General features: G+C 68.7%; 17 protein-coding genes. 11 read left to right on the top strand and 6 right to left on the bottom strand.

All coding sequences use genetic code 11. The annotated features are described in order from the left end of the window. Together ABDV68_RS11460 and ABDV68_RS11455 are read right to left on the bottom strand one after the other, a co-directional pair. The coding region (locus tag ABDV68_RS11460; RefSeq protein ID WP_343520074.1) for a CBS domain-containing protein at positions 1–525 on the bottom strand (525 nt) is incomplete at its 3' end. Between the two features lie 238 nt (positions 526–763). Continuing rightward, complete coding sequence (locus tag ABDV68_RS11455) at positions 764–1,642, bottom strand: LysR family transcriptional regulator (RefSeq protein WP_343520073.1); 879 nt, start codon at positions 1,640–1,642, stop codon at positions 764–766. Between the two features lie 198 nt (positions 1,643–1,840). Between ABDV68_RS11455 and ABDV68_RS11450 the strand changes: the two genes are divergently transcribed. Together ABDV68_RS11450 and ABDV68_RS11445 are read left to right on the top strand one after the other, a co-directional pair. Continuing rightward, positions 1,841–3,352 (top strand): CoA-acylating methylmalonate-semialdehyde dehydrogenase, encoded by a 1,512-nt coding sequence (locus tag ABDV68_RS11450; protein ID WP_343520072.1) that lies wholly within the window; start codon positions 1,841–1,843, stop codon positions 3,350–3,352. 20 nt (positions 3,353–3,372) lie between these two features. Beyond that, positions 3,373–4,299, top strand: coding sequence for a polysaccharide deacetylase family protein (locus ABDV68_RS11445; RefSeq protein WP_343520070.1), 927 nt, complete (start codon positions 3,373–3,375; stop codon positions 4,297–4,299). An 8-nt stretch (positions 4,300–4,307) separates the two neighbouring features. Here ABDV68_RS11445 and ABDV68_RS11440 read toward each other — a convergent pair whose 3' ends face one another. Continuing rightward, a complete protein-coding gene (locus ABDV68_RS11440; protein ID WP_343520069.1) occupies positions 4,308–4,505 on the bottom strand; it encodes a hypothetical protein in 198 nt (65 codons plus the stop codon). A gap of 82 nt (positions 4,506–4,587) precedes the next feature. On the opposite strand from ABDV68_RS11440, the gene ABDV68_RS11435 reads away from it, so the two are divergent. From ABDV68_RS11435 to mmsB, 4 genes are all read left to right on the top strand, one after another. Beyond that, the gene (locus ABDV68_RS11435) at positions 4,588–5,730 is read left to right on the top strand and encodes an acyl-CoA dehydrogenase family protein (RefSeq protein ID WP_343520068.1); all 1,143 of its coding nucleotides are present in this window, start codon (positions 4,588–4,590) and stop codon (positions 5,728–5,730) included. Then, positions 5,727–6,767, top strand: coding sequence for an enoyl-CoA hydratase/isomerase family protein (locus ABDV68_RS11430; protein WP_343520067.1), 1,041 nt, complete (start codon positions 5,727–5,729; stop codon positions 6,765–6,767). The genes ABDV68_RS11435 and ABDV68_RS11430 overlap by 4 nt, the downstream gene beginning before the upstream one ends. Positions 6,768–6,848: 81 nt before the next feature. Further along, entirely contained in the window at positions 6,849–7,622 is a 774-nt protein-coding gene (locus ABDV68_RS11425) for an enoyl-CoA hydratase (RefSeq protein ID WP_343520066.1), read from the top strand. A gap of 34 nt (positions 7,623–7,656) precedes the next feature. Further along, on the top strand, positions 7,657–8,562 hold the full coding sequence (gene mmsB / locus ABDV68_RS11420; RefSeq protein WP_343520065.1) for a 3-hydroxyisobutyrate dehydrogenase: 906 nt from the start codon (positions 7,657–7,659) through the stop codon (positions 8,560–8,562). A 130-nt stretch (positions 8,563–8,692) separates the two neighbouring features. Here the strand turns inward: mmsB and ABDV68_RS11415 are convergent, their stop codons facing one another. Continuing rightward, positions 8,693–10,351: an alkaline phosphatase family protein gene (locus tag ABDV68_RS11415; protein ID WP_343520064.1), complete on the bottom strand. Its 1,659-nt coding sequence runs from the start codon at positions 10,349–10,351 to the stop codon at positions 8,693–8,695. A gap of 71 nt (positions 10,352–10,422) precedes the next feature. Here ABDV68_RS11415 and ABDV68_RS11410 point away from each other — a divergent pair, with 71 nt between their 5' ends. The 5 genes from ABDV68_RS11410 (at position 10,423) to ABDV68_RS11390 (ending at position 16,600) form a co-directional block, all read left to right on the top strand. Beyond that, positions 10,423–12,477 carry a protein-disulfide reductase DsbD domain-containing protein gene (locus ABDV68_RS11410; protein ID WP_343520063.1) on the top strand — a complete coding sequence of 685 codons (2,055 nt, stop codon included), beginning with the start codon at positions 10,423–10,425 and terminating at the stop codon, positions 12,475–12,477. A gap of 22 nt (positions 12,478–12,499) precedes the next feature. After that, complete coding sequence (locus tag ABDV68_RS11405; protein ID WP_343520062.1) at positions 12,500–13,105, top strand: redoxin domain-containing protein; 606 nt, start codon at positions 12,500–12,502, stop codon at positions 13,103–13,105. Between the two features lie 256 nt (positions 13,106–13,361). Beyond that, on the top strand, positions 13,362–14,840 hold the full coding sequence (locus tag ABDV68_RS11400; protein WP_343520061.1) for a circularly permuted type 2 ATP-grasp protein: 1,479 nt from the start codon (positions 13,362–13,364) through the stop codon (positions 14,838–14,840). A 5-nt stretch (positions 14,841–14,845) separates the two neighbouring features. Further along, complete coding sequence (locus tag ABDV68_RS11395) at positions 14,846–15,781, top strand: alpha-E domain-containing protein (protein ID WP_343520075.1); 936 nt, start codon at positions 14,846–14,848, stop codon at positions 15,779–15,781. Positions 15,782–15,790: 9 nt separating this feature from the next. Next, positions 15,791–16,600, top strand: a complete 810-nt coding sequence (locus ABDV68_RS11390; RefSeq protein ID WP_343520060.1) for a transglutaminase family protein — start codon at positions 15,791–15,793, stop codon at positions 16,598–16,600. Between the two features lie 86 nt (positions 16,601–16,686). Here the strand turns inward: ABDV68_RS11390 and ABDV68_RS11385 are convergent, their stop codons facing one another. Both ABDV68_RS11385 and ABDV68_RS11380 read right to left on the bottom strand, forming a co-directional pair. Continuing rightward, on the bottom strand, positions 16,687–17,466 hold the full coding sequence (locus tag ABDV68_RS11385; RefSeq protein ID WP_343520059.1) for an arginyltransferase: 780 nt from the start codon (positions 17,464–17,466) through the stop codon (positions 16,687–16,689). A gap of 426 nt (positions 17,467–17,892) precedes the next feature. Then, positions 17,893–18,714, bottom strand: an 822-nt coding sequence (locus tag ABDV68_RS11380; protein WP_343520058.1) for a pyridoxal-phosphate dependent enzyme, incomplete at its 5' end; no start/stop codon positions are given.

The following is an 18,714-nucleotide window of genomic DNA, read 5'->3' as shown; positions in this document are numbered from 1 at the left end:
GACCTGACGCTCGAAGCGTACGCTCGCCGCCTCGATCCGCTGCGCGCGCTCGACCCGGGCGCGCGCGGCGGCGAGCTCGCGCTCCGAGGCGAGATGGACGAGGCGGCGGTTGGCGACGACGGCGAACAGGCGGCCGTTCGCGGTGAGGATCATCCCCTCATTGCCGTTGGCGGCGCGATAGGCCTCGATCAGGCCGCCGACATCCTGGTCGACCTCGGCGGTGGCGCAGGCGCGGATGTGCTGGTTGAGGCCGTTGCCATAGGCCGGGTTGCGCATCAGCGCATGGCCGAACGGGTTGAGCAGCAAGCGGCGCACGTCCTTCTCGAACACCGCGCCGATCGCGCGATGCGCGGAATCGACCACCGGAAGCAGGCGCAGGTCCATGTTCGCCTGGAACATCTCGATCGCCGTGAACAGCGTGTCGGTCTGGCGCAGGAAGGGCGGGTTGCGCTCGACCGTGGTCAGCCAGCCGCGCGCGGAGGCGGCGGGGAGCGGGTCGGCGGGGTCGGCAAGCGCGCGGAACATGGGCGCCAGCTAGGGGCGGAGCGGTAAATGCGGTGTTAGCCGGGCGTGACGGTTTGATGACAAATGGCGGTTTTTCGCGGTTTTTTGGCGGCGATGGTTGGTTTTGAATCCTCCCCCGGCAGGGGGAGGTGGCAGGCGTAGCCTGACGGAGGGGGAGGATTCCCAACGCTCGTTCTGGCATCCTCCCCCTCCGTCGCCTTCGGCGCCACCTCCCCCTGGCGGGGGAGGATTGGGGAACCTATCCCTCGAGCTCCGCCCTGTAGTGCGTCGCGAGCGCGGTGAGCCACTCGGCGAAGGCGGCGACCTGGGGGAAATGGCGGGTCTCCTCATGCGTCACCAGCCAGAAGCTGCGATGGATGCGGACCGAGGGGAGGACACGCGCGAGGCCGGGATCGGCGTCGCCGATGAAGCAGGGAAGCACGGCGATGCCGGCGCCCGCCGCGGCCATGCGGTGCTGGGCGTTGATGCTGGACGAGCGCAGCTGGGGCTCGTGCGCGCCGGGGATCTCGTCGAGATAGCGCAGCTCGGGCGCGTAGAGGATGTCGGGAACATAGCCGATCAGGCGATGCTCGCGGAGTTGCTCCGGCACGGCGAGCGGCGGGTGCGCGGCGAGATAGGCGCGCGAGGCGTAGAGGCGCAGGCCATAGTCGGCGAGCTTGCGCGTGAGCAGCGGGCCGCGGCGCGGGCGGGCGAGCAGCACGGCGATATCGGTCTCGCGCCTTGTGGGGTTGAGGAAGCCGCTGCTCGCGACGAGATCGATCGTGAGGCCCGGATGCGCGTCGGCAAGCGCGGCGAGGTGACGGCTGACGAACCAGGTGCCGAAGCCTTCGGAGACGCTCACCCGGATCGTGCCGCGCACCGGGCCGCCGGGATCGCGGCTGCCGATCGCGGCGGCGGCACGCTCCATCGCGCGGGCATGGGTGAGCAGGCGCTCGCCCGCGGCGGTGAGCGACTGGCCGTCCGGGCCTTGCTCGAACAGGCGCTCGCCGAGGGATTGCTCGAGGCGGCGCAGGCGGCGGCCTGCCGTCGTGGCGTCGATCTCGAGGCTCTGCGCGGCCTTGGCGAGCTGTCCCGTGCGCGCGATGGCGAGGAAGATCGGCAGGTCGCTCCAGTCCATTGCCTGCAAATATGCAGGTCCGGGCTGCATGTCGATGGGTTGCCGGTGGCAGGGGGCGGGTGCAGGAAGAGCCGGACACTCGTCATTCCCGCGCAGGCGGGAATCCATTGTCTCACACGTCCCGGCTCTCTCGTGACGTCAGCCAGAATGGATCCCCGCCTGCGCGGGGATGACGGCGAAGAATTGGGAGAGGTCAGAATGGCGACGGCGGTTCGCGAGATTTCGCACTTCATCGGCAACGCGGCGACGGCCGGGACGGGCACTCGCCGGTCGGACGTGTTCGACCCCAATACCGGCAAGGTCCAGGCTCAGGTAACGCTGGGCGCGCAGGCCGATCTCGACGCGGCGATGGCCAATGCGGTGAGGGCGCAGATCGGCTGGGCGGCGACCAACCCGCAGCGCCGGGCGCGCGTCATGTTCAACTTCAAGGCGCTGATCGAGAAGAACATGGAGGAGCTGGCGCATCTGCTCAGCTCCGAACATGGCAAGGTGATCGCCGACGCCAAGGGCGACATCCAGCGTGGGCTCGAGGTGATCGAGTTCGCCTGCGGCATCCCGCACGCGCTGAAGGGGGAATATACCCAGGGCGCCGGGCCGGGGATCGACGTCTATTCGATGCGCCAGCCGCTCGGCGTGGTCGCGGGGATCACGCCGTTCAACTTCCCGGCGATGATCCCGATGTGGATGTTCGGCGTGGCGATCGCGTGCGGCAACGCCTTCATCCTCAAGCCGAGCGAGCGCGATCCCAGCGTGCCGGTGCGGCTCGCCGAGCTGATGCTCGAAGCCGGGCTGCCCGAGGGCGTGCTGCAGGTGGTGCAGGGCGACAAGGAGATGGTCGACGCGATCCTCGACCATCCCGAGATCAAGGCGGTGAGCTTCGTCGGCTCGTCCGACATCGCGCATTATGTCTATCGCCGCGGCGTCGAGGCGGGCAAGCGCGTGCAGGCGATGGGCGGGGCGAAGAACCACGGCATCGTCATGCCCGACGCGGATCTCGACCAGGTGGTCAACGATCTTGCCGGCGCGGCGTTCGGTTCGGCGGGCGAGCGCTGCATGGCGCTGCCGGTGGTGGTGCCGGTGGGCGACAAGACCGCCGATGCGCTGCGCGCGAAGCTGCTGCCCGCGATCGAAGGGCTGCGCGTGGGCGTCTCGACCGATGCCGAGGCGCATTACGGGCCGGTGGTGACCGCGGCGCACAAGGCGAAGATCGAGAGCTATATCCAGATGGGCGTCGACGAGGGCGCCGAACTGGTGGTCGACGGGCGCGGCTTCAGCCTGCAGGGGCATGAGGAAGGGTTCTTCATCGGCCCGACCCTGTTCGACCGGGTGACGCCGCAGATGCAGAGCTACCAGGAGGAGATCTTCGGGCCGGTGCTGCAGATGGTGCGCGCGGGGAGCTTCGAGGAGGCGCTGCGGCTGCCGAGCGACCACCAATATGGCAACGGCGTCGCGATCTTCACGCGCAACGGCCATGCCGCGCGCGAGTTCGCCGCGCGCGTGAATGTCGGGATGGTCGGGATCAACGTGCCGATCCCGGTGCCGGTGGCCTATCACACCTTTGGCGGGTGGAAGCGCAGCGCGTTCGGCGACACCAACCAGCATGGCATGGAAGGGGTCAAGTTCTTCACCAAGGTGAAGACCGTCACCCAGCGCTGGCCCGACGGCAGCGTGACCGGCGAGAATGCGTTCGTTATCCCGACGATGGGATGAGTGGATTGCGGGGACTCGCGATGCGGTGGCTGGCGGTGCTGTTGGCATGTCTGGTGGCGATCGCTCCGGCAGCGGCGCAGAAGCGGATCGCGCTGAGCTTCGACGACGTGCCGCGCAACCCGGGCGGCTTCATGGCGCCGGACGCGCGGGCGAAGCTGCTGGTGCGGGCGCTCGCGAAGGCGCGGGTGAAGCAGGCGGCGTTTTTCGTGACCGTCGGCAATCTGGAGAAGGCCGGGAGCGGCGACGGCGCGGCGAACGTCGCGTGCTACGTCAAGGCGGGGCATGTGATCGCCAATCACAGCTTCGCGCACCAGCGGCTGAGCGGGATGGCGGCGGCGGACTATCTGGCGGACATCGACCGGGCCGAGGCGTGGCTCAAGGGTCGGCCGGGCTATCGGCCGTGGTTCCGCTTTCCGTTCCTCGACGAGGGCGGCAAGGACAAGGTCAAGCGAGATGCGGTTCGCGCGGGCCTTGCGGCGCGAGGGCTGGCGAACGGCTATGTCACCGCCGAGTCCTCCGACTGGAACATCGAGACGCTTGCCGCCGCCGCGAAGAAGGATGGCAAGACGCTCGACATGGCGGCGCTGCGCGACCTCTATGTCGAGAGCCATGTCGAGGCGGCGGAATTCTACGACGCGCTGGCGGTGAAGACGCTGGGCCGCTCGCCCGCGCATGTCATGCTGCTGCACGAGACCGATATCGCCGCGCTGTTCGTCGACGATCTGGTGAAGGCGCTGCGGGCAAAGGGCTGGGAGATCGTCACCGCCGACGCGGCCTTCGCCGATCCGATCCGCGAGCTGCGGCCCGATACGCCCTATGCCCAGGGCACGCTGACCGAGGCGCTGGCGTGGGAGAAGGGCTTGCCCGCGCCGCGCTGGTACGAGCGCAATGACCTCAAGATCGCGACCCCGCTGTTCCGCCGCCGCGTGCTGGGGGAGGCGGAATGAGCCCTGGGCTACATCGGCTCCTGGCGGCCCTCCAGCTCGTCCTCGACCGCGCGCTGCTGTTGCGGGCCGTGGCGCGGCTTCTGGTCGCTGACGCTGCACGATTCCGATTTTTCGCACATGTTGACGGCCATGCCGTTGAGCGTTTCGGGCGTGACGCAGCCGCCGAGCAGGAGCAGCGGCGCGGCGAGGCAAAGACGAAGCTTCATGGTGTGAACGTCCCCCGGTTGTGCGGCACCGGATCGCATGCACGGGCGTGGCGTTCAACTCGGGATTTCTGACGAGGGGCATATGGACCAGTTCGACCTGACCGACGACCAGCGCGCGATCCAGGAAATGGCGCAGCGCTTCACCGCGGACGCGATCACGCCGCACGCCGCGGAGTGGGACGAGAAGCACATCTTCCCGCGCGAGACGGTAAAGGCGGCGGCGGAGCTCGGCTTCGGCGCGATCTATGTTTCCGAGGAGAGCGGCGGGATCGGGCTCGGGCGGCTCGAAGCGGCGCTGATCATGGAGGCGATGGCCTATGGCTGCCCGGCGACCAGCGCGTTCATCTCGATCCACAACATGGCGAGCTGGATGATCGACCGCTTCGGGTCGCAGGCGGTGAAGGACAAGTATTTGCCCCAGCTCGTCACCGCCGACTGGCTGGCGAGCTATTGCCTGACCGAGCCGTCCTCGGGCTCCGACGCGGCGGCGCTCAAGACCATAGCGAAGCGCGAGGGCGACGTGTTCGTGGTCAACGGGTCGAAGCAGTTCATCTCCGGTGCGGGGGAGAATGAGCTCTACGTGACGATGGTGCGCACCGGGGCGGACGGGCCCAAGGGCATCTCGTGCCTCGCGATCGAGAAGGACATGGCGGGCGTCAGCTTCGGCGCCAACGAGCGCAAGCTCGGCTGGCATGCCCAGCCGACGCGGCAGGTGATGTTCGACAATGTCCGGGTGCCGGCGGAGAATTTGATCGGCGGCGAGGGCGAGGGGTTCCGCATCGCGATGATGGGGCTCGACGGCGGGCGGCTCAACATCGGCGCCTGCTCGCTCGGCGGGGCGCAACGGTGCCTCGACGAGGCGGTGCGGTACACCAAGGAGCGCAAGCAGTTCGGCAGCGCGATCGCCGACTTCCAGAACACCCAGTTCATGCTCGCCGACATGGCGACCGAGCTCGAGGCGTCGCGCGCGCTGCTCTACCTCGCCGCCGCCAAGGTGACCTCGAACGCGCCCGACAAGACCAAGTTCGCGGCGATGGCCAAGCGCTTCGCGACCGACACCGGATCGTCGGTGGTCGACCGCGCGCTGCAGCTGCACGGCGGCTATGGCTATCTGATGGACTATCCGATCGAGCGCTTCTGGCGCGACCTGCGCGTCCATTCGATCCTGGAGGGGACCAACCAGGTGATGCGGATGATCGTCGGGCGGGAGCTGACGCGGCAATGAGTGACGTCCTGATCTTCATCGAGGGCAAGGTCGGCCGCATCCGGCTCAACCGGCCCAAGGCGATCCACGCGCTCAACACCGGCATGTGCGCGGCGGTGCTCGACGCATTGGCGGCTTGGCGCGACGACACCGCGGTCGAGGCGGTGATGATCGATCATGCCGAGGGGCGCGGCTTCTGCGCGGGCGGCGACATCCGCATGATCGCCGAGAGCGGCGCGGGCGACGGCAGCGCGGCGCGCGACTTCTTCCGGACCGAATACCGGATGAACCATGCGCTGTTCACCTATGTGAAGCCGATCGTCGCGTTCATGGACGGGATCACGATGGGCGGCGGCGTGGGGATTTCGCAGCCTGCGAGGTTCCGCGTGGCGACCGAGAATACCAAGCTGGCGATGCCCGAGACCGGGATCGGGCTGTTCCCGGATGTCGGCGGCGGCTGGTATCTGTCGCGACTGCCGGGGCGGATGGGGCAGTATCTCGCGCTGACCGGGCACCGGCTCCACGGGGCGGAGTGCCTCGCGCTGGGGCTGGCGAGCCATTACCTCCATTCGGATCGGGTGGACGAGGCCAAAAACCGGATCGTCGCCGATCCGCAGGCGATCGAAGCGGTGCTCGACGACCTGTCGGCACCGGCGCCCGACGCGCGGATCCTCGCGCATCAGGGCGCGATCGACCGGCTGTTCGCGTCGGACAAGCTCGAGGAGGTGCTGGCGGCGCTGGAGGGCGATGGCGGGGAATGGGCGGCGCAGACGCTGGCGACGCTCGCCACCAAATCGCCGCAGACGATGAAGGTCAGCCTCAAGCTGCTGCTCGACGGCGCGACGATGCCGACCTTCGAGGACGAGATGCGGCAGGAGTTCGCGGTGGCGAGCCGCGTGGTGCAGCGGCATGACTTCATCGAGGGCGTGCGCGCGGTGATCGTCGACAAGGACAATGCGCCCCGGTGGAACCCCGCGAGCGCGGAAGAGGTGAGCGATCACCTGATCGACCAGATCTTCGCGCCGCTGCCGGAGGGCGAGGCGTGGACGCCTCACTGATTTCCGTCACCCCAGCGAAAGCTGGGGTCTTTCGAGCCACGAGACCCCAGCTTTCGCTGGGGTGACGATAGAGGGACATAGATGAGCTACGAAACGATCCTCGTCGAGCAGCGCGGCGCCGTCACGCTGGTGACGCTCAACCGGCCGCAGGCGCTCAATGCGCTCAACAGCCAGGTCTTGGGTGAATTGCTCGACGCCTTTGCCGCGTTCGACGCCGACACGTCGCAGGGCTGCGCCGTTCTGACCGGGAGCGAGAAGGCGTTCGCCGCGGGGGCCGACATCAAGGAGATGCAGGCACAGGGCTTCGCCGACATGTACGGCCATAATTTCTTCGCGGGCTGGGACCAGTTCACGCGGACGCGCAAGCCGGTGATCGCCGCGGTGGCGGGTTTTGCGCTGGGCGGCGGGTGCGAACTCGCGATGATGTGCGACTTCATCCTTGCCGCCGATACCGCCAAGTTCGGCCAGCCCGAGATCAAGCTGGCGGTGGCGCCGGGCATGGGCGGGTCGCAGCGGCTGACTCGCGCGGTGGGCAAGGCCAAGGCGATGGAGATGTGCCTGACCGGGCGGATGATGGGCGCCGAGGAAGCCGAGCGCGCCGGGCTGGTGAGCCGCATCGTGCCGGCGGCCGAGCTGGTCGAGGAAGCGGTGAAGACCGCCGCGGCGATCGCCGCGATGGCGCCGCTCGCGGTGCTGGCGAACAAGGAAATGGTCAACGCCGCGTTCGAGACCGGCCTGGCGCAGGGCGTGCAGTTCGAGCGGCGGCTGTTCCATGGCCTGTTCGGCAGCGCCGACCAGAAGGAAGGCATGGCCGCGTTCGTCGAGAAGCGGCCGGGCAACTGGACCGGGAAGTAAACAGCCGGGTGACGGATGAGGTGGGAGAGTGATGATGGCGCGTATCGGCTTTATCGGGCTCGGCAATATGGGCGGCGGGATGGCCGCGAACCTGGCGAAGGCGGGGCATGATGTGCGCGCGTTCGACCTCTCCGCCGAAGCGCTGGAGCGCGCCAAGGCGGCGGGATGCCTGCCGGTCGATAGCGCTGCGGCGGCGGCCAAGGGCGCCGAAGCGGTGATCACGATGCTGCCCGCGGGCAAGCATGTCGAGCAAGTCTATGAGGACAGCGTGTTCGGTGCTGCGGATACCGGCGCGATCCTGATCGATTGCTCGACGATCGACGTGGCGACCGCGCGGCGCGTGGCGGATGCGGCGGGAATCAAGGGGCTGGTCGCGGTCGACGCGCCCGTCTCCGGCGGGATCGCGGCGGCGGCGGGCGGAACGCTGACCTTCATGGTCGGCGGTGCCGACGCGGCGTTCGAACGCGCCGAGCCGTTCCTGTCGGCGATGGGCAAGGCGGTGATCCATGCCGGCGGCAACGGCGCCGGGCAGGCGGCGAAGATCTGCAACAACATGCTGCTCGGCGCGACGATGGTCGCGACGTGCGAGGCGCTGCTGCTGGCGCAAAAGCTGGGGCTGGATCCGCAGACCTTCTACGACATCGCTTCGGTCTCTTCGGGGTCGTGCTGGTCGCTCAATACCTATGCGCCGCTGCCCGGGGTGGGGCCGCAGACGCCAGCCGACAATGGCTATCAGGGCGGGTTCGCGGCGGGGCTGATGCTCAAGGACCTGAAGCTTGCGATGGAGGCAGCGGCGAGCGCGCACGCGGAGACGCCGATGGGCGCGCGAGCGGCCGAGCTGTACGCCAAGTTCGCGGATGAGGGGAATGCGGGGGTGGATTTCTCGGGCATCATCAAGATGCTGGATGAGGAGAAAGCCAGCAGAGGGCAGTCAGCCTAATCCTCCCCTGCTAGGGGGAGGTGGCGCGCGCAGCGCGACGGAGGGGGAGGAAGCACCACCCCAACGTCGCGTCCGCCCCCTCCGTCAGCCTTCGGCTGCCACCTCCCCCGGGCGGGGGAGGATTGAGTCGTCACCGTGCCGGGCAGGTCGTGCCCGGCCCCGCATCCAAATCCAAGCAGCGGCCGTCGATCTCGCCCGCGGGAATCGGCAGGCCGACCACTCCGGCAAGCGTCGGCAGGATGTCGACCGTCTCGACCGACATCGGTTGCTCGAATCCGGTCTGCCCCTTGCGCCAGAACAGGATCGGCACGCGGCGGTCATAGTCCCAGAAGCTGCCATGCGTCGCGACCGAGCCGTTGGTGGGGTCGGAGATCGGGGTGATGCGCGGCTTCAGCGCGACGATGAAGTCGCCCGAGCGCTCGCGATCGAAGGAGGCGCGGGCGCGCTGGAGCATCGACCAAGTCTCGGGCGGGCCGCTCGGGCTGGGCGTGGCGAGGATCTCGGCGCGGGTGAACACGGCGGCGACCTGCGGATGCGCGCGGTAGAGCGCGATCGCCTCGCGCGTCACCGCCTCGCGCTGCTTCGCGGGGAGCGCGGGATCGACATAGATGTCGCCGAAATTGCCGCCCCACAGGATCTGGGCGTCGCCCATTCCGAGCTTCGCCGCGACCTTCTTCCCCATCGCGTTGGCGCCCATCCCGGCCTCGACACGCGCGGCCTCGGGGATGGCGTGGATGTTGTGGCGCTCGGGCAGGTCGTGGCCGCCATGGTCGGCGGTGAGCACCACCTGATAATCGATCCCGGTCTTGTCGAGGATGTCGAACAGATAGCCGAGCGTGCGGTCGAGATTGACCAGCTGCAGGCACATCTCGGTACCCTCGGTGCCATAGGTATGGCCGACATAGTCGCTGGCCGAGGCGCCGACGATCAGCAGGTCGGTGGCGCCGCCCTCGCCGAGCTTCATCTCGGCGCGCAGGTCGGCGGCGATGCCGACCACCGCCATGTCGAACTCGGGCGAGGCGCGGAAGCGGCGCACGTCGCCGGCATCGCGCTCGAAGCGGCCGGTGCCGACGGTCCTGCCGCCGCCGATCGGGATGGCGAGGTCGCGCGACTTGCAGAAGCCGGGCAGCTCCATCGGCCGCTGCGCCTCGGCGATGCGCTTGTCGACGGCGGCGTTGCCGCGGGTGATCGCTTCGGGCGTGGCGCGGCCGGCATAGCTCACGAACGCCTTGCCGCCCCACCACCAGACCTGGTCGGCCTTGTGCCCGGACATCATCACCGCGGCGCGATCCTTGCCCGCGATCGCGGCGACGCGGGTGGCGGGGTTCATCGCCTTGAGCCGCTCGCCGAGGGTCTGCACCTTCAGGTGGAGCGGGGAGACGGTGTAGTTGGAGGAACTGCTGCCCGGGACGCTCTCGTCCTCGGCGCAGTAGATCGTCTTGTCCTTGCGCGGCGTCTTGAGGTCGATCCAGTCGTTGGCGATGATGCCGGTGCGCGCCGGGCGGCTGCCGGTGAGGATCGTCGAGTGGCCGGGGCAGGTCTCCGTCGCGGCGTGGCTCTGATAGCCCGACGGGAAGACCACGCCGTTGGCGAGCCGCGCGAGGCCGCCGGTGAAGTGCTGGCGATACTCGGCGAAGACGTCGGCGGAGAACTGGTCCACCGCGATCGCGACGATCAGCTTGGGCGGCGCCTTGGGTGCGGCGGGCGGTGCCGGAGGGGGCGGCGGCGAAGCCTCCTGCGCGAGTACGGGCGACGCGAGCAGCAGGGCGGCGGCGAGCGAACGAAACATCGGTCCTCCGGATGGCAAAACGAGGCGCAGGCGCTATGTTCCTTTCGCTCCCGCACGGCAAGGACTGGTGAATGCGCAGGTTGAGTTTCGCGTTTGTGACAGCGTTCCTCCTTGGCCTGACCTGGCTGCCGGCGCTGCCTGCGGCGGCGCAGCAGGCGGGCCAGGACAACCTGACCGTCGAGCTGGTTGCCGAGAGCGACGATCCAGCGCCGGGCAGCGAGGTGACGCTGGCCTTCGTCGCGACGCCCGATCCGGGCTGGCACGGATACTGGAAGAACCCGGGCGATGCCGGCCTCGACACGCGGCTCGACTGGAAGCTGCCGCAGGGCGTGACGGCGGGTGAGCTGCGCTATCCGGTGCCGACGCGGCTGATGGTCGCGGGGATCATGAACTATGTCTACAAGGGATCGTACACGCAGCTCGCGACGCTGAAGATTCCCGCCGGGCTGGCGCCGGGGACCGCGCTGCCGATCGCGGTGCGCGCCGATTATCTGGTGTGCACGGACGAGGTGTGCGTTCCCGAGACCGAGAACCTGACGATCAACCTGACCGTCGGCGACGGCGCGATCTCCGCCGAGCGGCGGGCGCGGTTCGACCAGTGGCGGCGGGCCTTTCCCAAGCCGCTGGGCAGCGAGGGCAAGTTCGCGGTGGCGGACGGGGTGATGCGGATCGCGATCCCCTATCCGGCGAGTGCACCGCTCGGTGCCGACGCCTATTTCTTCCCGTTGACCACGGAGGCGCTGACCTATTCGGCGCCGCAGAAGCTGACGCGTGATGGCGACAGCGTGGTGATCGAGGTCAAGGCCGGGATGAAGACCCCGGCAAAGCTCGAGGGCGTGCTCGCGGTCGGACCGGGGCAGGGCTTTGTGCTGGCGGCGGTGCCGGGCGAAGTTGCGGCGGGGGCGACGCCCGCGGCTTCGGTCGACTGGAGCGCCGCGCTGGTCGCGCTGGGCGGAGCGCTGCTCGGCGGGCTGATCCTCAACATCATGCCGTGCGTGTTCCCGATCCTGAGCCTGAAGGCGCTGAGCCTCGCCAAGAGCGGCACCAGCGAGGGGCATGCGCGCGCCGAGGCGCTGGCCTATACCGCTGGCGTGGTGCTGGTGGTGCTGGCGCTGGGCGGGGCGATGCTGGGGCTGCGCGCGGCGGGGGCGAGCGTCGGCTGGGCGTTCCAGCTGACCGATGCGCGGGTGATCCTGTTCCTGCTGCTGCTGGTGCTGGGGATCGCGCTCAACCTCGCCGGGCTGTTCGAGCTGGCGACGCCGAAATTTGCCGGGCGGCTGGCGGGCGGCGGGTCAGGCGGCGCGTTCGTGACCGGCGCGCTGGCGGCGTTCATCGCGACGCCGTGCACCGGGCCGTTCATGGGCGCGGCGCTGGGCGCGGCTCTGGTGCTGCCCTGGTATGTCGCGCTGCTGATCTTCCTCGGGCTCGGCCTGGGGCTGGCGCTGCCCTTCCTGCTGCTCGGCTTCGTACCCGCGCTGCGGCGGATGCTGCCCAAGCCGGGCGCGTGGATGGACAATTTCCGCAAGATCCTGTCGATCCCGATGTTCCTCACCGCGATCGCGCTCGCCTGGGTGCTGGGCGGGCTCAAAGGGGTGAACGGCATGGCGGTGGGGCTGCTCGTCGCGCTGGGGCTGGCGGTGGTGCTGTGGGCGCTGGGCCGGCGACAGGCGCGCGGCGCGGGCAATGGCGCGGCGTGGGCGGCGGCGCTGGTGGTGACGATCGCCGGCATCTGGGCGGTGGCCGAGATCGAGAAACCGGCGGCTGCGGCGGAGACCAAGGCCGCGGGCGCCGAACCGTTCAGCGAAACGCGGCTGGCGGCGCTGCAGGCCGAGGGGCGTCCGGTCTTCGCCTATTTCACGGCCGACTGGTGCGTGACGTGCAAGGTCAACGAGAAGACGGCCATCGAAACCGACGCGGTGCGCGATGCGTTCAAGGACGGCGGTGTCGCGGTGCTGGTGGGCGACTGGACCGATGGCGATCCGGCGCTCGGCCGCTTCATCGAAAAGCACAACCGCGCAGGCGTGCCGCTGTATCTCTGGTACCCCAAGGGCGCGAAGGAACCGAAGGTCTTGCCCCAGGTACTCACCCAAGGCATGCTGTCCGCGCTTCCGGGGGACGAGACCTAAACGCCAACCAGGAGTTGATGCGATGAACAGACTGATTCCGATCGGTGCCGCGATGATCGTCGCGCTCGCTGCACCCGGCGCCGCCCAGCAGGCCAATGGCCAGAAGGCGACCGATTTCAGGCTCACCGATGCCAGCGGCAAGACCGTCCAGCTCAGCGACTACAAGGGCAAGACGGTAGTGCTCGAGTGGAACAATCCGGGCTGCCCGTTCGTGCAGCGCCATTACCAGGGCAACATGCAGAAGACCCAGGCGGCGGCCAAGGCCGGCGGCGTGGTGTGGCTGACGATCAACTCGGGCGCGCCGGGCAAGCAGGGCCATATGGACGGCGCCGCCGCGAACAAGTGGGTCGGCGAGCGGAAGGCCGTGCCCGCGCACTATCTGCTCGATCCCAAGGGCGTGGTCGGCAGGGGCTATGCGGCGAAGACCACCCCGCATATGTACATCATCGATGGCAACGGCGTGCTGCGCTACCAGGGCGGCATCGACGACAAGCCCGCCGCGCGGGTCGAGGAGATGGGCGCGGCGCGCAACCATGTGCTCGCCGCGCTGGGCGAGATGAAGGCGGGCAAGCCGGTGTCGGTCGCGACCAGCCAGCCCTATGGCTGCTCGGTCAAATACGCCGAATGAGCTTCCGTCCCTGTTATAGGGGGCAGGGGCGGAGAAAAGGCCGGGGGAAACCCCGGCCTTTTTTTTCGGGATGAAATATACTGAGGTTAATCCTTAACGTGGCGGTGTGCTTCCTCCCCCTCCGTCGCCTTCGGCGCCACCTCCCCTGGCGGGGGAGGATTGGAAAAGCCTTCCCTTCGCGCACCACCCCTTGTGCGACGCAGCAAAGCGTTGCAGCATGGAACCCGCCGGGCATCCCGGCGCTTAAGGGGGCTGAATGGGGACAGGCCGCGCGTTCGATGAAATCTGGGGGCATGGCGGGCCGGACAAGCCGCGCGCCGAATTCGCCGCCCTCTCGGAATGGCTCGCCGACACCCCGCAATCCGAACTCCAGCGCCGCCAGCAGGCCGCCGAAGCCACGTTTCGCCAGCTCGGCATCACCTTCGCGGTCTATGGCGACAGCGACGCGAGCGAGCGCATCATTCCGTTCGACATTGTGCCGCGCATCTTCCTGCACGACGAATGGCAGCGGCTGAGCGAGGGCCTGGTCCAGCGCGTCGAGGCGATCAACGCGTTCCTCGAGGACATCTACGGCGAGCGGCGCATCCTCAAGGAGGGCGTGCTGCCTGCCGAGCTGGTGCTGCGCAACCCCCAGTTCCGGCCCGAGGTCGCGGGGATCCGGCCGCCGCACGGCATCTGGGCGCATATCTGCGGGATCGATCTGGTCCGCACCGGGCCGGACGAATTCTGGGTGCTCGAGGATAATGCGCGCACGCCCTCGGGTGTCTCGTACATGCTCGAGAATCGCGAGGCGATGATCCGGCTGTGCCCCGAGCTGTTCCGCAGCTTCCGGGTGGCGGCGGTCGACAGCTACAGCGACATGCTGCGCGAGACGATGCGCTCGGTCGCACCCACGCGCGCGGGGTCGGGTGGCGTGCCGGTGTGCGTGGTGCTGACGCCGGGGCACTTCAACTCGGCCTATTACGAGCACAGCTTCCTCGCCGACACGATGGGGATCGAGCTGGTCGAGGCGGCCGACCTCGTGGTCGACGACGACGTGGTCTACATGCAGACCATCGCCGGGCGGGTGAAAGTCGATGTGATCTACCGCCGGATCGACGACGAGTTCCTCGATCCATTGGTGTTCCGGCCGGACTCGCTGCTCGGGGTGCCGGGGATCATCTCGGCGTATCGCGCCGGCAACGTCGCGCTGATCAACGCGCCGGGCAACGGCATCGCCGACGACAAGGCGATCTACAGCTACATGCCCGAGATCGTGAAATTCTATTCGGGCAGCGAGGCCAAGCTGCCCAATGTCGAGACGTGGCGATGCCGCGAGCCCGACGCGCTGAAATATGTGCTCGACCATCTCGGCGAGGTGGTGGTGAAGCTGGTCGATGGCTCTGGCGGTTATGGCATGCTGGTCGGTCCGACCGCGAGCAAGGCCGAGATCGAAGGCTTCCGCGCCGCGCTCAAGGCCGAGCCGCACCGCTATATCGCCCAGCCGACGCTGGCGCTGTCGACCGTGCCGACGGTGACCGAGACGGGGCTGGCGCCGCGGCATGTCGATTTCCGGCCGTTCGTGCTGACCGGATCGGAGGGCGTGCGGGTGGTGCCGGGCGGGCTCACGCGCGTCGCGCTCAAGGAAGGCTCGCTGGTGGTCAATTCGAGCCAAGGCGGCGGGACCAAGGACAGCTTCGTGCTGTTGCCGGAGGGGCGGTCGCAGGGCCAGAGCCAGACGCAGGTGCAGGGCTGATGCGGATGCTCTCGCGCACCGCGGCGGCGCTCTATTGGCTCGGCCGCTACGTCGAGCGGGCGGACTTCACCGCGCGGCTGGTCGAGGCGACGGTGCGGCTCGACGCGCTGTCGGCGCGGCCGGCGGGCGAGGCGGCCTGGGCGAGCGCGCTCAGCGTGACCTACAATGCCGAGGGGTTCGCGGCGACCGGACAGAACGTCTCGCAGCAGCCCGTGGCGCGCTATCTGACGCTCGACATGACGCATCCCGGGTCGATCGTCCGCTGCCTGGAGCAGGCGCGCAACAACGCGCGCGCGGTGCGCACGGCGCTCACGCGCGAGGCGTGGACCGCGATCAACCGGCTGTGGCTGCTGTTCGCGCACCGCACCAGCCCGGGCGGGGCGGCCTCGACGCTCAATCTGGTCGAGGGCGTGATGGCCGAGGCGCGCGGCTTCGAGGGCGCGATCCACCGCATGATGCGCAACGAGGCGACGCTGCTGATCCAGCTCGGCGCGGCGATCGAGCGCGCGGACAACACCGCCCGCCTGCTCGACGTGAAATACCATTTGCTGCTGCCCGAGGGCGAGCAGGTCGGCGGGGTGGTCGACCGCGACCAGTGGACCACGATCCTGCAGACCGTGTCGGCGGTCACCGCCTATCGCTGGCTCTATACCGAGGACTTGAAGCCGGCGAACGTGATCGACCTGCTGATCGCGCATGCCGAGCTGCCGCGCAGCCTGGCGGCGTGTGTCGAGGAGGTGGTCGAGCTGCTCAACGCGCTCGCCAAGCGCACCGGGCTGCAGGGCGAGGCCGACCGCATGGCGCGCGGGCGCATCGCGCGGATGCAGAAGACGCGCAGCCACGAGGTGATCGTCAGCGGGCTGCACGAATATCTCGAGGCGTTCATCCGCGAGAATGCGATGCTCGACGCGGCTATCGCGCGCCAGTTCCGGTTTATCTAAGAGCCTCCAATGCGCCTCGCGATCGAACATCACACCCGGTATCTGTTCAGCGAACCGCAGTCGCGCCTGGTCCAGATGCTGCGGCTGACGCCGAGCGACACGGTCGACCAGACGGTGCTGTCGTGGCGGATCGACGTCGATTGCGACGTGCGGCTGCGCGACGCGGTCGACGGGTTCGGCAACAAGGTGACGATGCTCTATGCCGAGGGGCCGATCGACGGCATCGCGATCACCGTCGCGGGGCAGGTGCTGACGACCGAATCCAACGGCGTGGTGCGCGGCAGCCACGAGCCGCTGCCCGAAGGCCTTTTCCTGCGCACGACGCCGCGCACCGAGGCGAGCGATGCGCTCGCCGCCTTTGCCAGGCCGGCACTGGGCGGCGACGGCGCAATGCTCGATCGGCTGCATCGCTGGAACCGCGCGCTGGCGAAGCGCTTTCCCGGCGTGTCCGACTTGCCCGATAGCGGCGTGCCCGCGGCGCAGGCCTTTGCGGCGTCGCGGCCGAGCTCACGCGACGTGGCGCAGATCTTCGTCGCCGGCGCACGCGCGTTCGATGTGCCGGCGCGCTACGTCTCGGGCTATCGCCAGAGCGAGGGCGGGAGCTGCGCGCCCCACGGCTGGGCGGAGGCATGGGTCGCGGACTTGGGCTGGGTCGGCTTCGATCCCTCCACGGGGATCAGCCCCGACGAGCAATATGTCCGCGTCGCGGTCGGCGTCGACGCATCGGGCGCCGCCCCGATCGCGGGATCGCGGCTGGGGCAGGGCGGCGAAGAGATGGAGGTCGACCTGCATGTCGACCGGCTAGGCAGCGACGCCTGAGCCACCATCTCCCATGTCGGAGGCTGTGTTCGAAACTAATCCTGCCCCGCCAGGGGGAGGATTGATGTCGAGGATCGATGTGGGGCTTAGGCGAGCTCGCGCACCGGCATCTGGACAGGCGCGGCGGCCGCGAGCTCCTCCGCTTCGAGCCGGCGCCAGCCATTGGGGCCGAGCACTTCCATCGGCTGGTAGCGCGTCTTGTAGGCCATGCGCGCGCTGCCCTTCACCCAATAGCCGAGATAGACGTAGGGCAGCCCCGCGTTCCGTGCGCGGACGATATGATCCATGATGATGAGGTTGCCGAGCCCCGGGCGATCGACGTTGTCGGCGTCGAAGAAGCTGTAGATCATCGACAGCCCGTCGGCCTGGTGATCGGTGATGCACGCTCCGACCAGCGCGCCGCCGCGCGCCGCGGGCTCGCGATATTCGATGACATAGGTGCCGACCGGCGACTGCTCGACCATGTCGGAATAGTCGCTCTCGTCCATCGCCGTCATGCCGCCGCCGGGATGGCGGCTGGCGAGATAGTCGCGCAGCAGCTGGAACTGCTCCTCGGTCGCCCAGGGACGGCAGGCGGTGACTTCGAGATCGGCATGGCGGCGGATCAGCTTGCGCTGGGTCGCGTTGGGCCGGAACTCGCCGGTGACGACGCGGACCGAGAGGCAGGCGTTGCAGCCGACGCAGCTCGGGCGATAGGCAACCGACTGGCTGCGGCGGAAACCGATGCGGCCGAGCGCGTCGTTGAGCTCGCCGGCATGCGGTCCCGACAATTCGGTGAAGATCTTCCGTTCCTGCCGGCCCGGAAGATACGGGCACGGCGACGGGCTGGTCACGAAGAACCGTGGAAAGCGGGTAAGTGCCGTCACCCTTTCGTGCCCCTTGCCGAACGCGAATTGCCGTTGCTCTGGGACTCTTATGAATCACCCGAATCGTGATGAAAAGTCGATTCACCACGAAAGAGAGTTAACGGATGGAAGGAGTTGTGGACGACGCGCGGAGAGGGATCGGGCGCATCTGTGGTGAATCATAGGCGAGGTCGTGACTCGCCCGGAAGAGTCGCGGGACTCGGTTCGTCGCGCGTGTGATTCCACTCGTCCACAAGCTGTGGAAAACGTGGATAAGCGGTGAGGTGGACCGATCGGACGTTCCAACTATCCTCCCCCGCCAGGGGAAGGCGGCATGCGAAGCATGACGGAGGGGCGGGTGCCAGAACGGACGTTGGGAGTCCTCGCCCTCCGTCGCCTTGGCGCCACTTCCCCCTGGCGGGGGGATTGGGACTAGTGTTGGCCGGCTCAGGCCAGCTCGATCAGCCGTACCTCGTAGCCGGCGTCCTGCAGCGCGGCGTTGAGGCGTTCGAGATGGGCCCGGTCGCGCGTCTCGCACTCGACGTCGAGGCTGAGGCCCTTGGCGGGGAGGTTGGTGAAGATGCGCTGGTGCGACAGCTCGAGGATGTTGACCGCCTGCTCCTGGAAGATGCGCGCGACCTGGTAGAGCGCGCCGGGGCGGTCCTGCAGGCGGATGCGCAGCCGGGCGAGGCGGCCCGAACGGGCGAGGTCGCGCAACAGCACGTTGGCGAGCAGTCGCGTGTCGATGTTGCCGCCCGTGAGGATGATGCCGACGGTCTTGCCGCGGAAGCGCTCGGGCTGAGTCATCAGCGCGGCGAGCCCGGCAGCGCCGGCGCCCTCGACCACGGTCTTCTCGATCTGCAGGATCAGGCTGACCGCCTCCTCGAGGCTGCGCTCGCTGACCAGCAGGATCTCGTCGACCAGCGCCTCGACGATCTGCGCGGTGATGCCGCCCGGTTCTTTGACCGCGATGCCCTCGGCCAGCGTGTCCCCGCCGACCGGCTCGTGCGCGCCGGTGACGCGGTTGTACATCGAGGGGAAGAGCTCGGCCTGCACGCCGACCACCTCGATCGGGCGGCCCGCGGCCTTGGCCACGGTGGCGACGCCCGAGATCAGCCCGCCGCCGCCGATCGGCACGACCAGCGTGTCGATCGCGGGCGCATCGGCCAGCATCTCGAGCGCGACGGTGCCCTGGCCGGCGATGATGCGGGGATCGTCGAAGGGATGGACGAAGGTGTAGCCGTTCGACGCCTCGAGCTGGCGGGCATG

This window comes from Sphingomonas sp., from assembly GCF_039595165.1.
Classification (GTDB): domain Bacteria; phylum Pseudomonadota; class Alphaproteobacteria; order Sphingomonadales; family Sphingomonadaceae; genus Sphingomonas.
This window is presented reverse-complemented; position numbering and strand designations above follow the sequence as displayed.